A 14,524-nucleotide genomic window follows, 5' to 3' on the forward strand; every position below is an offset into this window, starting at 1 on the left:
CGAACCCGCGCGGCGCAATGGCGCGCTGGCGGGATGGGCAAGGCCGTGCACGGCACGGCAGTATCAATGGCGCATGTCGAAGCGTCCTGGAGAAATGGGAAAGAAGCGTCAGTGTAGCAGACGAGACACGTTAGCGCTGGCCCAGGGTCGTGTCGCCGAACAGGTTCTTGTATTCGCGCGGCTGCGAACGCCAGTACTGCGGCGGCGCCGACACTTGCGCGCCCAGCTGGGCCGCCGCATGCCACGGCCAGCGGGGATCGAACAAGATGGCGCGCGCCAGCGCCACCATGTCGGATTGGCCGTTGGCAACGATATCTTCCGCCTGCTGCGCTTCCGTAATCAAACCCACGCTGATGGTGGGCAAGCCGCTGTCGCGCTTGATGCGTTCGGCAAACGCCACCTGGTAGCCGGGTCCCACGGGAATCTGTTGCTGCGGCGAAATGCCGCCGCTGGAGACGTGGATGAAGTCGGCGCCCCGCTGCTTGAGTTCCTGCGCGAAACGCACGCTTTGTTCGATTTCCCAGCCGCCCTCGACCCAATCGGTGGCGGAAAGGCGCACGCCCACGGCCATGCTGGCCGGCACGGCGGCGCGCACGGCTTCATAGACTTCCAGCGGAAACCGCATGCGGTTGTCCAGGCTGCCGCCATACGCATCGCTGCGCTGGTTGGACAGGGGCGACAGGAATTGGTGCAGCAGATAGCCGTGCGCCGCATGCAATTCGATGCCCTCGATGCCGAGCGCATGCACGCGCTGGGCCGCGGCGACAAACGCTCCCTTGATTTGCAGCAAGCCCATCTCGTCGAGGGCGAGCGGCACGGTTTCACCCGGCGCGTGGGCGATGGCCGATGGCGCCACCGTTTGCCAGCCGCCCTCGGCCAGATGCACGCAGGTGCCGCCCTGCCACGGCGCACGGCTCGATGCCTTGCGTCCCGCATGGCCCAGCTGCACCACCAGCGGGATCGGCGCGTGGCGGCGGATCGCCTGCACCACCTTGGCCAGCGCCGTTTGATTCGCGTCCGACCACAGGCCCAGGTCGTCGGCCGAGATACGTCCCTCGGGCGAGACGGCCGTCGCTTCCGTCATCAGCAGCCCCGCGCCGGACAGGGCCAAATGGCCCAGGTGGATCATGTGCCAGTCGGTGGCGTTGCCGTTGTCGGCCGAGTACTGGCACATGGGCGCAATGGCGATGCGGTTGGCCACGTGCAGCGGCCCCAATGCAAACGGCGTGAATAGCTGGCTCATGGCGGACTTTCGGAAAAGGGGAAGCACCGATTCTACTGTGCTTTGGAAAGTACGGCTTACACCTGCTTACGTTTGATACAGCGCAAGGGCTAGCCTTGGGCAGGCGGGGCCGCTAATCTGGACACATCAACAACACCCGCAATACCACCCCCAGGAGAACACATGAACACGACGACCACCGCCAGCCGCATCCACCCCTTGATGGCCGGCGCCGCCATTTCCGTGACGGTCCTGTGCCTGGTGGGCGCGGCGTCCATCGCCGGCATCCTGCCCAATTCGCGGGCGAATGTACCAGCCGTGCCTGCCGACGTGGCAGCCATGACGCCGGCCAACGCCGCTGCGCTGGCAGCGCCCGTGGCCGCCCCCGTGGTGGCGCAAGCTGCTCCGGCACCAGCCCCGGCACCCGTCGTGCACAAGCGCGTCGTGCACCACACGCAGGTGGCGCAGGCCCGTCCTGCCTACCGTGACAACAATGACGGCTACCGCGAGACGGCCTACCGCGAACCGGTCCGCCAGCCGCAACCGGTGCCTGCGCCCGCCCAGCCCAACTACGTGGGCATCGGCACGGGCGCCGTCATCGGCGGCTTGATCGGCAATCAGGTCGGTGGCGGCCGCGGCAAGGCGCTGGCGACGGTGGCTGGCGTGATCGGCGGCGGCATGCTGGGCAATGCGGTGCAAAACCAGGTTCAGCAGCAACCGCAGCAATAATCAGTCTCAGTCGTACGGGCCAAGATAATCGAGCTTGCCCACGGCCACGCCATTGTTGCGCAGGATGGCGTGGACCATGGAGACGTGGAAATAGAAATTCGGCAAGGCAAAGCTGAGCAGGTAATCGTCGCCCGAGAATTTTGTCCCCTCGTCAGTCCAGTTCAGCACCACTTCCTTCTGCGCGCTGCCCGCCATCTGGCCCGCATTGACGCTGTCGATATAGGCGATGGTGTTGGCGATGCGTTCCTGTAACTGCTCGAACGACGCTTCATTATCCTCGAACTTCGGCGCCGGCACGCCGCTCAGGCGTTCGACCGACATCTTCGACGTATCGCTGGCGCGCTGCACCTGCGCCGTCAAGTCCAGCATGTCGGGCGCCAGCTGCGCGCCCAGCAAAATCTCGGGCACGATGCCGTCTTCCTCGACATGGGCTTGCGCTTTTTCCAGCAGGGCCGAGACGACCCGCAAGCCGCGGATGAAGACGGGAATGGTTGCCTGATACATGGACACGGACATGACTGACTCCTGATAGTGAACGATGAGCCAGTGTAACCGAGGCGCTGTTTTCGGGCAGGGCGCGCATGTGCGCCGGCGCACCAAGCGGCTCAGTTCATCCTACTTTTCCAGATTCACCTTGCCATCGGGCGCATGAGCGGGCTGTTCCGCTGGTTCCGGCTGCGGTGCTGGCTGCGGCTGCGGCGTGTCCTTGCGCTTGCCGCCGAAGAACTTGACGATGGCCGCACCGGCACCGACCACGGCCAGGATCAGCACTTTCTTGAAGGCCAGCAGCAGCGCCAGCAGTTTGCCGAACAGGCCCAGCTTGCTGGCCACGCCACCGGCCACCAGCGCCGCCAGGCCGTATTCGGCCACCTTGTCCGTCTTGCTGTCGAAATCCGTGTAGCGGTTACCGTCGGTAAATTCCGTGAACGCCGTCACTTGCTGCATCTCTTTCTTGATCGCTTCGATCTGCTGCATGCTGGCAATCGCATTCAGGTTCAGTACGCCTTCGCGCCCCAGCACGCGCACGTTGTAGTTCAGCGAGTGTTCGCCGCCATCGACCATCAAATCCTTGGCCCAGTACAGCTTGTGCGTATCCTTGGCATAGCTGGGTTTTTCCGCCCAGCCCATCAAATGGATGCCCGGATAACCCTGCTTCTTGCGCTCCGCATTGTTTTCCAGCACGGATGCCTGCATATCCTTGAGCAATTCGTCGTATTTGATGCTGTCCGCATCGTCATCCTTGATGTGCCCTTCCTTTTCATACGTGACGATCACGCCCCAGCTATCGCGCTCGAGCACGCTGGTCTTGGCGGGCACGATCATGCCCAGCGATTCCATGCCCGGTGGATTACCCCAGGCATCGACCAGCACGCGCTCGGCATCGGCCGGCGACAGGTAACGGAAGTTGGCGGGCAAATCCAGGGTGGCGATGCCGCCCGGCAAGGTGATCTTGCCGCGCTGCAGGTGCAGCTGGGCGAGGAATTGCTCGGCCGTCATTTCCGGTGCGGCCACCTTCTCATCGGCAGGGGCGGCAGCCGTGAGGCCGGAGAGGGTCAGGCACAGCAAGGCTGTCAGCAGGCGTTTCAACATGATTGGTCCAAAAAATTGCAAAGGGTAAATATTTTAAACCAATCAATTGCTTAATGGATAATTATTTCTGTGCGGCATTTTTTATGAAAAAAGCGCCAGGCGGGTTTCCCCGGCTGGCGCCAAATGCTGTGTGAGGACTGGACGATCAAGCCACGCGCACCACCATCAAACCGGCGCGCAAGCCCACCCGCACATCCGGGTTGGGGAACACCACCAGCTCTTCCGCGTGCCGCACCGTGTAGACGTGGTCGCCATCGCTGGCGATCACGGCGTGCTGCGGCAGGGAGGTGAAATTCTGCGTGCCGCGATCAAAGGCCATGCGGAACTCATCGCTGTGCTTGATGATTTCCTGCGCCACCTTGAACACGTGCGGTTGCGCCTTGACGGGCTGCGCAGGCAGGCCGCGCAACAGGCCGTCCAGCGCCCGCGACACGTCGTCGAACAGCGATAAATCGTTCTGCCCCAGGGTGCCCACGCGGCCCAGTTCCACCGTGCTGGCGGCCGCGCCGCAATGCTCGGCCGAATAATAACTGTAGGTGCCGGCCGACTGCGGGTTCATGATGATGGCGCCGATGGCCGCCTGGCCCAGCCAATCGATCAGGTGCGCCTTGGCGTCTTCGGCCACCAGGTCCGGCACGATGGCAAACGTGGGGTACACGGAAGGCCGGATGGCCGTGTGCAAATCCAGGTGCCAGCGCGCGGGACCGGCCGCGTCAAAGAACGCTTTGGTCGCGGCGATCATTTCATCGGCGCGCGCGCTTTCCGCCGCTTGCGCCAGGCTGCCCCGCACGGGGCGAAACATGCGATTGAGGTCGGCGTCGATGAAACGCTTGCCGGCCCGGATCGCGTCGACATTGCCCACGCAGACGAGCAAATCGACGGCCAGCTGCGACGCATCGCGCGACAGGGCGTCGAGCAGATGCGCGAGCACTTCGATCGGCCCCGTCTCGTCGCCATGCACGCCCACCGAGACGGCCACGCTGGCGCGGCCTTTATCGGCTTGCGGCTTGACCACTTGCAGCATGCCGGGCGCCGGCAAGGCCACCGTGAAGCCGGCGTTGGCGAACAGCTGCGCCACACCGCTGAAATCGGCCTGCGCCAGCGCCTGCACGGCCGGCGGCAAGCCGCCAGCGCCCTCTACTAGCTGTGTTGCATCTTGCGTCATTACACCGCCGCTTCCGCTGGGGTTTTCGCCGTGATTTTATTCACGGCTTCCGACAAGGTCCACACGTCCAGCATGGCTTGCTCCAGTTCCGTCGCCGCCACATAGGCCGACAGGCCCAGCGCGCCCGTCACCGCATCGACGGCCTGGCCTGCATTGCCTTGCTCGGCGCGCGCCAGCACCTGCGTCAGCAGACGCTGTTGCGTGCGGCGCAGGGCTTGCTGCGCATAGTTGCGCAACTGTTCCTGCGACTTGCCTTGCGCGGCCAGCTTCAGGCCACGCTCCAAGGTGTCGATGCCCGCCTGGCTGCGCAGGGCAAGGCCCACTTGCAGGAAGGCGGCCAGGTCCATCGAGGCAGGACGCGGCACGGACAGGGCCGGGAACAGGAAGCCGGCAACGACGTCCAGCGCATCGACCGCATCCCACGCCTGCACGAAGGCCGGCGTCAAGCCCGGCACCAGCGCCGCTTCCGACTTGATGCCGACGGCTTTGAGCAGCTCTCGCTTCGATTCCGCGCCGAACAAACGCGTGAGTTCGGCCAGTCCCGCGCCGCGCAATTGCTCGGCCGGCACGGACAGCACGCCGGCGATCATCGTTTGCTGCAGCACGCGCGTTTGCGCGTCGACCTTGATCGACACGTCGCGCGGCACCGTCAAGGCATCCGCATCGAGCGCGTCGAACACGGGCGCCAGGTTCAGCGCCACCCATGCCTGTCCCCAGGCCAGGATCACGGCCGACTCGTCCACGCCGTGTTCCGCCGCCAGGTTGCGGATCATCAGCGGGCCGCAGCGGTTGATCACTTCATTGGCCAGCACGGTCGCCAGGATGGCGTTGGCCAGCGGGTGGTCGAGCGCCGAACGGGTTGCCACCAGCAAGGATGGGAAGTAGGGTTTGAGCACCGGCTCGGCCCACGTTTCGTCCGTCAGCGGCAGGGCGGACAGAATGCGCTTGAAACGGTTCTTCACGTTGGCGATCACCACCGCCAGTTCCGGCGTGGTCAGGCCCCGGCCATCGGCCTTGCGACGCGCCAGTTCGGCCACCGACGGCAGTTGCTCCAGTTCGCGCGACAGGGCGCCTTCTTCTTCCAGGCTGGCGATCAGGGCGGCATAGCCATCCTGCACGGCGCTCTCGCCTTGCGCCTGCAATTCGCGCACCAGCAAATGCGTCTGCTGCGTGTTGTCGCGCAAGACCAGGCGCTCGACGTCATCCGTCATCGCATACAGCTCGCGGTTGCGTTCCGCTTCCGTCAGCTTGCCTGCGTTGACTTCCACGTCCAGCCAGATTTTCACGTTCACTTCATGGTCCGAGCAATCGACGCCGGCCGAATTGTCGATCGCATCGGTGAAGATGCGTCCGCCCGCCAGCGCGAACTCGATGCGGCCCGCTTGCGTCGCACCGAGGTTGCCGCCTTCGGCCACGACCTTGACACGCAGCTCGTTGCCATTGACACGGATATGGTCATTCGCGCGGTCCTTCACCTGTGCGTGCGTCTCGGTCGAGGCCTTGATGTAGGTGCCGATGCCGCCGTTGTAGAACAGGTCTACGGGCGACTTCAGGATGCGGTGCATCAGTTCTTCCGGCGCCAGCGAGGTCTCGGCGATATCGAGCGCGGCGCGGATCTGCGGCGACAGTTCGATCGTGCGGGCGGAACGCGGATACACGCCGCCGCCATTTGATATCAAGTCCTTGTTGTAGTCGTCCCACGACGAGCGCGGCAAGGCGAACAGGCGCGCGCGTTCCTCGAACGAGACGGCGACGTCCGGTGTCGGATCGAGGAAGATGTGGCGGTGGTCGAACGCGGCCACCAGTTTGAGCTGGCGCGACAACAATACGCCGTTGCCGAACACGTCGCCCGACATGTCGCCCACGCCGACCATGGTGATCGGGGTGGTGTTCAGGTCGTGGTCCATTTCATAGAAGTGGCGCTTCACGGCTTCGAATGCGCCCTTGGCCGTGATGCCCAGTTTCTTGTGGTCGTAGCCGTTCGAGCCGCCCGAGGCGAACGCGTCGCCGAGCCAGAAACCGCGCTGCACGGCGATGCCGTTGGCGATGTCCGAGAACGTGGCCGTGCCCTTGTCGGCAGCGACCACCAGGTACGGGTCGGCGTCGTCGAAGCAGACGGTATCGACTGGCGCGACGATATTGCCCAGCGAACGGTTGTCCGTCACTTCCAGCAGGCTGGAAATGAACAGGCGGTAGACGGCTTCGCCTTCGGCCGCGATGGTTTCGCGCACGGCGTCCTTCGGCATCATCTTGCAGACAAAGCCGCCCTTCGCGCCGGCCGGCACGATGACGGCGTTCTTGACCATCTGCGCCTTGACGAGGCCCAGCACTTCGGTGCGGTAGTCTTCCATGCGGTCGGACCAGCGCAAGCCGCCGCGGGCGACAGGGCCGCCGCGCAGGTGCACGCCTTCGAAGCGGCGCGAGAACACAAAGATCTCGCGGTAAGGACGCGGTTCCGGCACCAGCGCCAGGCTGCTGGTGTCGAACTTGAAGATGATCTTGTCGCCTTGTTGGTTGTTCTGGAAGTAGCTGGTGCGCAGGGTGGCCGCCATCAGGTCGGCCAGCGCGCCGAGGATTTCCTCGGTATCGGCGTGGTTCACGGATGGCAGGCCCGCCTTGATAGCGGCGATTGCCTCCAGGGCGGCCGCGTGCTGCGCGTCGGATAGCGCCGGGTCGAAGCGCTGCAAAAAGGCTTCGACCAGGGCTTTGACCTGGGCCGGCTGTTTGCGCAGGCTCTCGGCGATGTAGCGCACCGAGAAGCGGCTGCCCGTCTGGCGCCAGTAGCTGGTGTAGGCGCGCACCAGCTGCACTTCGCGCGTCGACAAGCCGCCTTCGATGACGAGGCCATTCAGGCGGCCATCTTCGGCCGTGTCGTTGAACAGGGCGGCAAACAGTTCCTGCGCCACGGCGACGACGGATGGCTGCGCCAGTTTCGCCGCGCTGGCGGCATCGACCGTCAGGCTGGTGATGAAATAGCGCGTGCCGTCGGACAGCGAAACCGAATACGCCTGTTCGCGGTCGATGGCCACGCCCGCATTGTGCAGGGCCGGCAAAATGGTCGACAGCGGCGGCACCTTGTTGGCCGAGTACAAACGGATGGTGGTGACGGCGCCCGTCTCGATGCGCACCGCCACGTGCGCCGGATCGGTATTGCGCAGGATGGTGTCGAGGTCGCGGAAGGCGACGGCCGGCGCGGTGGCGGCCACGTAATCGAGCGGTAACGTGGCGCAGAGTTTGCGCAGGCTGGTGCGCAGGGCCACGTCGGGCACGGCGTCGGCCACGGCGGCAAAGCCGTTATGCCAGCCATCGAGCACGCCCAGGAGCGGCTGTTCGATATCCGTTTCCAGGTCCAGCGGGTAGCGCGCGGCGTGGGCGATCAGGTAGACGCGCGCCAGCGGGCCGTCGGCCACCAGGGTCTGCGTGCTCACGTGCGTGGCGCCGGAACTGGCTTGCAGGGCTTTTGCCAGGCTCGATGCGACGCTGGCGCTGTAGCGCTCGCGCGGCAGGTAGACCAGCACGTTCAGGTGGCGCGCGTACACGTCGCGGCGCGCGAAGACCTTGGTGCGCGGCTGCTTGTACAGCGAAACGACGGAACCGCACACTTGCGCCAGCCAGTCGAGGTCCGCTTCCAGCGCTTCCGTGCGCGGCAGCGATTCGAGGATTTCGCGGAATTTCTCGGCACGGAAGCCTTGCTGGCGCACGCCGGCCAAGCTCAGTACCTTGGCCACGCGGCCGCGCGCAAACGGCAGCGCCGCCAGCGGGGTGGAATTGCCGGCACGGGTGAACAGGCCGACGAAGCAATGCTCGCCCAGGATCGCGCCTTGCGCATCCATGTCGCGCACGCCGATGAAGTCGAGCTGCTGGTCGCGGTGCAAAGTGCCCGCCACGTCGGCCTTGACGATGGACAGCGCCGAGTCGCGCTTGGCCAGGGTGTCGAAGTCGCCCGGGATATTCGCCAGGCAGGTGCCGTAGACCGGATGCGCCGTATCCTGCAGCACGCCGACACGGCTCGGGATGTCGCGTTCGAGTTCGCGCACGCCCGGCTTGACGCGGTAGTAGGCATAGCCGAACACTTCAAAGCCGCCGCTGCGGGCCCATTCCAGGAAGGCGGCCACTTCCGCGCCCTCTTCGCCATGCTGCGCTGCGGCCGTGGCGACGGCGGCCAGGCGCTCGCTCATGGCGGCGGCATCGCGGCGCACGACGGCAGCGTCACGCGCGACCGTCTCCAGGGCGGCGACCAGCGCGGCCAGGGCTTCCGGCGCCAGCTCTTCGTCGAGCAGCACCAGCACATACGATTCGAGCGGATCGCCCGGCTGGCGCACCGCTTCGACGCTGCCATCAAGAGCGCGGCGCACGGGCAGAACGGTGTTCATCACGCCGCGCACGGCCAGGTGCTGGCGGCGCATGGCCATGACGATGGAGTCGACCAGGTAAGGCATGTCTTCGTTCAGGATCAGCAAGGCGCTCGCCATGCCGCCACGGCCATCCGCGTAACGCAGGGTGGCGATTTGACAGCCGCTGCCGGTGCGCTTGGCCGCTTGCGTGAAGCCGTCGACCAGCACGGGCGCCAGGCTGCCGGGCGCGATGTCGGCCAGGTCTTCGGCGTCGAGCGAGTCGAGCCATGCCTGCACCAGCTGCACGACAGGCGCTGCCGCCTTGCCCGCATTGCCAGCCGCGTTAATCAGCTCCAGCGTTTGTGTACGCAAATCTTGTGGCGTGTGATTCATCTTGCATCTCCATTACGGTAATGTGAATGTCCAACGCTGTCGTTCGGGCTTGTGGCTGGGCGGCAGCGGTGTCAAGAGACGGGGGTCGCCCGTCCAATTCTGTGCTACGGATAGTCTGTCTCGGATTTTTTCTGTGTGTTTTTCTATCGCCTACAAGTCGTACAATCCAGGTAAGTTGAGGATGATCGTCAATTCTTCAAGCGCCGCGTGCACTTCCAGCGCCAGCTGCGGGTCGGCCAGGTCGCCCGGCTCCAGATGGTCGCGGTAGTGCTTTTCCACCCACTGCACCAGCCGATGGTACAGCGTTTCCGTCATGATCACGCCCTGGTGCATGGCGCGCGCCTCGGTTTGCGTCAGGGCCACGCGCAAACGCAGGCAGGCGGGCCCGCCGCCGTTGCGCATGCTCTGGCGCAGGTCGAAATGGATCAGTTCATCGATCGGTCCACCGCTCGCCACCAGGCCTTCCAGGTAGCGCGACACGGCGCGGTTTTCCTGGCATTCCTGCGGGATCACCAGCGCCATCTTGCCGCCCTCTTTCGTCAGCAACTGGCTGTTAAACAGATAGCTGGTCACCGCATCCTGGATCGGTACCTGCCCCGTGTCCACGCGCAAGGCTTGCAGTTCCGCCCCCGTGGCGGCAACGGCACGGCGCAGCTGCGACAGGCTTTCCTCTTCATCGGCAAACGCCTGTTCGTGATAGAACAGCACATTGCCATTGCCGACGGCGATGACGTCGTTATGGAACACGCCCTGGTCGATCACTTCCGGATTCTGCTGCACGTACACGGTGCGCTTCGCGTCGAGGCCGTGCAATCGCGCCACGGCTTGCGACGCTTCCAGGGTCTGGCGTGCCGGATAGCGCTTCGGCGACGGCGCGGAAGGATCGAACTCCACGCGACCATACACGAACAATTCAACGGACGGCGCGCCGTGGTTCGCGCCCAAACGCGTGTGGTTGGCCGCGCCCTCGTCGCCGAAGGCGGGCGTCGACGGTAGCGCGTCGTGCACGGCGAAGTGCTGCTCGTCGCTGAAAATGGCGCGCAGGCTGCGCGCCGACTGCGCGTGCTCGAAGGCGCGATGCAGCTTGTTATTCAGGTTGGCGGCCGTGAAATGCACGCGGCCATCGTGCGTGTCCGCCGACGGGCTGACCGTGGCGGCGTTCGCCGTCCACATGGGCGAGGCGGAGTACGCGCAGGCCAGGATGACGGGCGACTCCTGGTAGGCGCGCGCCAGCACCTCGGCGTCCGTGCCCGTGAAACCGATGGAGCGCAGCAGGCGGAAATTGGGCCGGTCCTGCGGCGGCAGCAAGGCTTGCGCAAAGCCGCGCGCGGCCAGCGCACGCATCTTGGCCAGGCCCTGCAAGGCGGCCTGCTTCGGATTCGAGGCGCTTTTCACATTGCTGAACGAGGCCACGTTGCCGAACGACAGTCCGGCATAGTTATGCGATGGCCCGACCAGGCCGTCAAAATTGTATTCGCGCGTGCTGTGCATGGGAGGCATGTCCTTAAAATTTAAAAATTCAGGCCGGGCGACAGCTTGGCCGGCAGTTCCAATACGCTGTTCTCGATCGACGCGACCGGATAGGCGCAATAGTCGGCCGCGTAATAGGCGCTCGGACGGTGGTTGCCCGACTTGCCGATGCCGCCGAACGGCGCCGTGCTGGCCGCGCCCGTGGTGGGACGGTTCCAGTTGATGATGCCGGCGCGCGCGCGCGTCTGGAAGGTTTGCCACAGGGCCGCATCGTCGGACAGGAGCGCCGCAGCCAGGCCGAATTCGGTGGCGTTGGCAACCTTCAGGGCCGCATCGAAATCGGCCACGCGGATCACCTGCAGCAGCGGGCCGAACCATTCCTCGTCGGGGATGCCGACGGCAGCGGTGACGTCGACGATGCCGGCCGTGACAAAGCCCGCCTCGGGATTCAACTGGCGCATCTGCAGCAGGGCCGTGCCGCCCTTGGCCACCATGTCGGCCTGCGCCTGCACCAGGCGCGCGGCCACGGCACTGGACACCACTGGACCCATGAACGGCTGCGGCTGCGCATCGGACGCGCCGATGCCCAATTTCGCCGCCACTTCCACCAGGCGCGCCACGAAGGCAACACCGGCGGCATTATCCTGCACCACCAGGCGGCGCGCACAGGTGCAGCGCTGGCCGGCCGAGACAAAGGCGGAGAAGATCACGTGGTGCACGGCGGCGTCCACGTCCTTCACGTCCCATACGACCAGGGCGTTGTTGCCGCCCATTTCCAGCGCCAGCATCTTGCCCGGCTGGCCGCCGAACTGGCGGTGCAGGCTGATGCCCGTCTGGCAGGAACCCGTAAACAGTACGCCGTCGAGCAAGGCATTCGCGCCCAGCGCCACACCTGTGTCGCGTCCGCCGTTGACGAGGTTGACGACGCCGTCCGGCAAGCCTGCCTGCTGCCACAGCTGCACGGTTTTGATGGCCGTGCGCGGCGCATATTCGCTGGGCTTGAAGACGATGGTGTTACCGGCGATCAGGGCTGGCACGATGTGGCCGTTCGGCAGGTGGCCCGGGAAGTTATACGGACCGAAGACGCCGAACACGCCATGCGGACGGTGGCGCAGCACGGCGTCGCCGTCGGCGATCCTGCTTTGCGTGATGCCCGTGCGCGCGTGGTACGACTGCACCGAGATATCGATCTTGTTGGCCATGGTGGCCACTTCCGTGCGCGACTCCCACAGCGGTTTACCCACTTCTTCCGAGATCAAGAGCGCCAGCGCTTCCGCATGTTCCTTGAGCAGCTCGCGAAAGCGCACGCAGATGGCGATGCGTTCGTCGACGGGCGTATCGGCCCATGCTTCAAAGGCGGCGCGGGCGGCCTGGCAAGCTTGCCCGACTTCTTTTTCCGTCGCTTCCAGGCTGGCCCAGGTCTGCTTGCCGTTCGACGGATCGATGGTAACTAGTTCGCGGCCCGTGCCCGGCAGCCAGGCGCCGTTGATGAAGTTCGATTGCGTGGTATTCACATTAGACATGGGGATGCTTCCTCGGGTTGAGTGACAAGGTGCGCACGGTATCGCCTTGATGGCAGCGCAGCAGATGCAGTTCATCGTCGTCCAGCGCGAGCTTGCCGCTGTGCGGATTGGCGCTGGTGACGATCATGCGGAAATCTTTCAGGTCGGTGTTCGACACCAGGTAAGGTTCAGCCTGGGCGGCGTCGCCGCACGCTTCCGGCGCAGCCCCGGCGTCGAGCACGGCCGGCATGCTGTCGCGCATGGCGCGCAGTTCGGAGACGCGCGCCTGCAGCACGGGACCGGCGTCGAAAATGTCGACATAGCCCTCGAAGTGCAAGCCTTCCTGTTCCAGCAAACGGCGCGCGGGCGCCGTGCTCAGATGGACCTTGCCGATGACTTCCTGCGCCTCGTCGGGCAAGTAGGCCACGTACATGGGCTGGCGCGGCATCAGTTCGGCGATGAACGATTTCTTGCCCAGGCTCGTCAGGTCGTCGACGTGGTGGAAATCCATCTTGAAGAAGTGGCGGCCCAGGCCCTCATAAAACGGCGAGCTGCCGTCCGGCGCCTGGTAGCCGCGCATCTCCGCGATCAGCTTTTCCGTGAACAGGTGCGGGAACTGGGCGATGAACAAAAAGCGGCTTTTCGACAGCAGCTTGCCGTTGTTCCCGCTGCGGTAGTCCGGGTGCAAAAACAGCGAGCACAGTTCCGTGCTGCCCGTCAGGTCGTTCGACAGGTACAGCGTTTCCATGCGCGTAAACACGTCGAGCTCGCGGCTGGAATGGACCAGGGTGCCGATGCGGTAGTTATAGAACGGTTCTTCCAGGCCCACGGCGCCCTTGATGGCGCACACGCCGGCCAGGCGGCCCGTTTCCGTATCCTCCATGACGAACATGTAGTCGCGCTTTTCGGGCGCGATGGTTTCGGCGAACGAGGCGCAGGCAATCGCCAGGCGGTCGCCCAGCATTTTCATGTCCGGCTTGAGGGTGGTCATGCCCGTGCCGACCTGGCTGGCCAGGCCATACAGGGCATCGAGGTCATTGGCGTTGATGGCGCGTACTACTAGCATAAAATTAACTCCCTTAGATACGCACGCAAATGACGCTGTCGCCTTCGGCCACGGCCAGCGCCTCGAGCAGGTCGGCCGGCAAGCCGATGCTGTCCTGCGCTTCGAGCGCATCGCAGGCAAAGGTCACGGCGCGGAAATTGCGCTCGGCGCCGGAGGCGACCGCGTAATTGACTTTCAGGCCCGTGCGGCTGGGCGTGACGCCTGCGACGACGCGGCGCGTGAGCGAGCCCGTAAACGAGCGCAGCGCATGCTTGTGCGCTTGCAGGATCGGGCCGCCATCGAAGATGTCGATGTAATCGTCCGCTTCAAAGCCTTCTTCCGTCAGCAGATTGAACGCCAGTTCGCCGCTCGGGTGGATCTGGCCCATGGCCGCCTGCGCGTCGCCGGGCAGCAGCGGCACGTACACGGGGTAGTGCGGCATCAGTTCGACGATCAGGGTGCGGTTGCGCGCACCGCCGATGACTTTTTCGGCATCGAGGAAATCCATCTGGAAGAACTTGCGGCCCAGCGCATCCCAGAACGGCGACTGGCCGTTGGCGTCGGTGATGCCGGCCAGCGGCACGAAGAAGCGGTCGCCGAAGCGGTGCGGCGCCAGCACGGCGAACAGCAGCCGCGCGCGCGACAGCAGGGCCGCTTCCAGGCCCGCCTGCTCCATATTGCGCACAAAGAAGCCGGACAGCTGCGAGTACGCCGTCAACTCGGAACACAGGGTCAGCGCATGCACGCTGTGGCTGATGTTCAGGTCGCGCGAGACTTGCTGGATGACGTCGTTGCGAAAGGAAAAATAAGTGCCGTTCGAGCCGGCCGAGGCGAAGATGGCGGCCGTGCCGGCAATGCTCTTGTCGAGCAGGGATTCAAGCACGAAGAGGTACGACTCTTCGCTGGGGATGTCGACATGGGCGGCAAACGAGGCGATGGAGCGCTCGACGGAGGCGGCGATTTTCTCGCGCGTCTTCGGCAGGGTATGGACACCCGGCATGGTTACCGCGGCCAGCGCTTCGAGGGCTGCAATATCCGCAATTTCTACCGGACGGACAACATACATGGGTACTC

At 64.9% G+C, this 14,524-nt stretch carries 10 protein-coding genes; 1 reads left to right on the forward strand and 9 read right to left on the reverse strand.

All coding sequences use genetic code 11. The annotated features are described in order from the left end of the window. Positions 1 to 130: 130 nt before the first annotated feature. Positions 131 to 1,243, reverse strand: coding sequence for an NADH:flavin oxidoreductase/NADH oxidase (locus JAB4_RS28260; RefSeq protein WP_070220658.1), 1,113 nt, complete (start codon positions 1,241 to 1,243; stop codon positions 131 to 133). A 162-nt stretch (positions 1,244 to 1,405) separates the two neighbouring features. On the opposite strand from JAB4_RS28260, the gene JAB4_RS28265 reads away from it, so the two are divergent. Then, on the forward strand, positions 1,406 to 1,951 hold the full coding sequence (locus JAB4_RS28265) for a glycine zipper 2TM domain-containing protein (protein WP_070220660.1): 546 nt from the start codon (positions 1,406 to 1,408) through the stop codon (positions 1,949 to 1,951). Between the two features lie 6 nt (positions 1,952 to 1,957). Here the strand turns inward: JAB4_RS28265 and JAB4_RS28270 are convergent, their stop codons facing one another. The 8 genes from JAB4_RS28270 to JAB4_RS28305 all read right to left on the reverse strand — a co-directional run bounded on the left by JAB4_RS28270 (position 1,958) and on the right by JAB4_RS28305 (position 14,516). Next, on the reverse strand, positions 1,958 to 2,467 hold the full coding sequence (locus JAB4_RS28270) for a DUF1993 domain-containing protein (RefSeq protein ID WP_046684523.1): 510 nt from the start codon (positions 2,465 to 2,467) through the stop codon (positions 1,958 to 1,960). A 99-nt stretch (positions 2,468 to 2,566) separates the two neighbouring features. After that, positions 2,567 to 3,541: a DUF2167 domain-containing protein gene (locus tag JAB4_RS28275; RefSeq protein ID WP_070220662.1), complete on the reverse strand. Its 975-nt coding sequence runs from the start codon at positions 3,539 to 3,541 to the stop codon at positions 2,567 to 2,569. 145 nt (positions 3,542 to 3,686) lie between these two features. Further along, positions 3,687 to 4,706, reverse strand: a complete 1,020-nt coding sequence (locus JAB4_RS28280) for a succinylglutamate desuccinylase (RefSeq protein ID WP_083287023.1) — start codon at positions 4,704 to 4,706, stop codon at positions 3,687 to 3,689. Then, complete coding sequence (locus tag JAB4_RS28285) at positions 4,706 to 9,433, reverse strand: NAD-glutamate dehydrogenase domain-containing protein (protein ID WP_070220664.1); 4,728 nt, start codon at positions 9,431 to 9,433, stop codon at positions 4,706 to 4,708. Before JAB4_RS28285 ends, JAB4_RS28280 begins: the two co-directional genes overlap by 1 nt. Before the next feature lie 150 nt (positions 9,434 to 9,583). Beyond that, positions 9,584 to 10,924: an N-succinylarginine dihydrolase gene (gene astB, locus JAB4_RS28290; protein ID WP_070220666.1), complete on the reverse strand. Its 1,341-nt coding sequence runs from the start codon at positions 10,922 to 10,924 to the stop codon at positions 9,584 to 9,586. A 20-nt stretch (positions 10,925 to 10,944) separates the two neighbouring features. Beyond that, positions 10,945 to 12,426, reverse strand: coding sequence for a succinylglutamate-semialdehyde dehydrogenase (gene astD, locus JAB4_RS28295; protein WP_070220668.1), 1,482 nt, complete (start codon positions 12,424 to 12,426; stop codon positions 10,945 to 10,947). Next, entirely contained in the window at positions 12,419 to 13,471 is a 1,053-nt protein-coding gene (gene astA, locus JAB4_RS28300) for an arginine N-succinyltransferase (protein ID WP_070220669.1), read from the reverse strand. Before astA ends, astD begins: the two co-directional genes overlap by 8 nt. A gap of 13 nt (positions 13,472 to 13,484) precedes the next feature. After that, the gene (locus tag JAB4_RS28305) at positions 13,485 to 14,516 is read right to left on the reverse strand and encodes an arginine N-succinyltransferase (protein WP_070220671.1); all 1,032 of its coding nucleotides are present in this window, start codon (positions 14,514 to 14,516) and stop codon (positions 13,485 to 13,487) included. Positions 14,517 to 14,524: the final 8 nt, after the last annotated feature.

Source organism: Janthinobacterium sp. HH102, from assembly GCF_001758625.2.
Lineage (GTDB): Bacteria > Pseudomonadota > Gammaproteobacteria > Burkholderiales > Burkholderiaceae_D > Janthinobacterium.

Bases quoted from the DNA above. Each gene is read 5' to 3' on its own strand.
- astB (WP_070220666.1), bottom strand. From the start codon at position 10,924: ATGCACAGCACGCGCGAATACAATTTTGACGGCCTGGTCGGGCCATCG.
- JAB4_RS28270 (WP_046684523.1), bottom strand. From the start codon at position 2,467: ATGTCCGTGTCCATGTATCAGGCAACCATTCCCGTCTTCATCCGCGGC.
- JAB4_RS28260 (WP_070220658.1), bottom strand. From the start codon at position 1,243: ATGAGCCAGCTATTCACGCCGTTTGCATTGGGGCCGCTGCACGTGGCC.
- astD (WP_070220668.1), bottom strand. From the start codon at position 12,426: ATGTCTAATGTGAATACCACGCAATCGAACTTCATCAACGGCGCCTGG.
- JAB4_RS28275 (WP_070220662.1), bottom strand. From the start codon at position 3,541: ATGTTGAAACGCCTGCTGACAGCCTTGCTGTGCCTGACCCTCTCCGGC.
- JAB4_RS28265 (WP_070220660.1), top strand. From the start codon at position 1,406: ATGAACACGACGACCACCGCCAGCCGCATCCACCCCTTGATGGCCGGC.
- astA (WP_070220669.1), bottom strand. From the start codon at position 13,471: ATGCTAGTAGTACGCGCCATCAACGCCAATGACCTCGATGCCCTGTAT.
- JAB4_RS28305 (WP_070220671.1), bottom strand. From the start codon at position 14,516: ATGTATGTTGTCCGTCCGGTAGAAATTGCGGATATTGCAGCCCTCGAA.
- JAB4_RS28285 (WP_070220664.1), bottom strand. From the start codon at position 9,433: ATGAATCACACGCCACAAGATTTGCGTACACAAACGCTGGAGCTGATT.
- JAB4_RS28280 (WP_083287023.1), bottom strand. From the start codon at position 4,706: ATGACGCAAGATGCAACACAGCTAGTAGAGGGCGCTGGCGGCTTGCCG.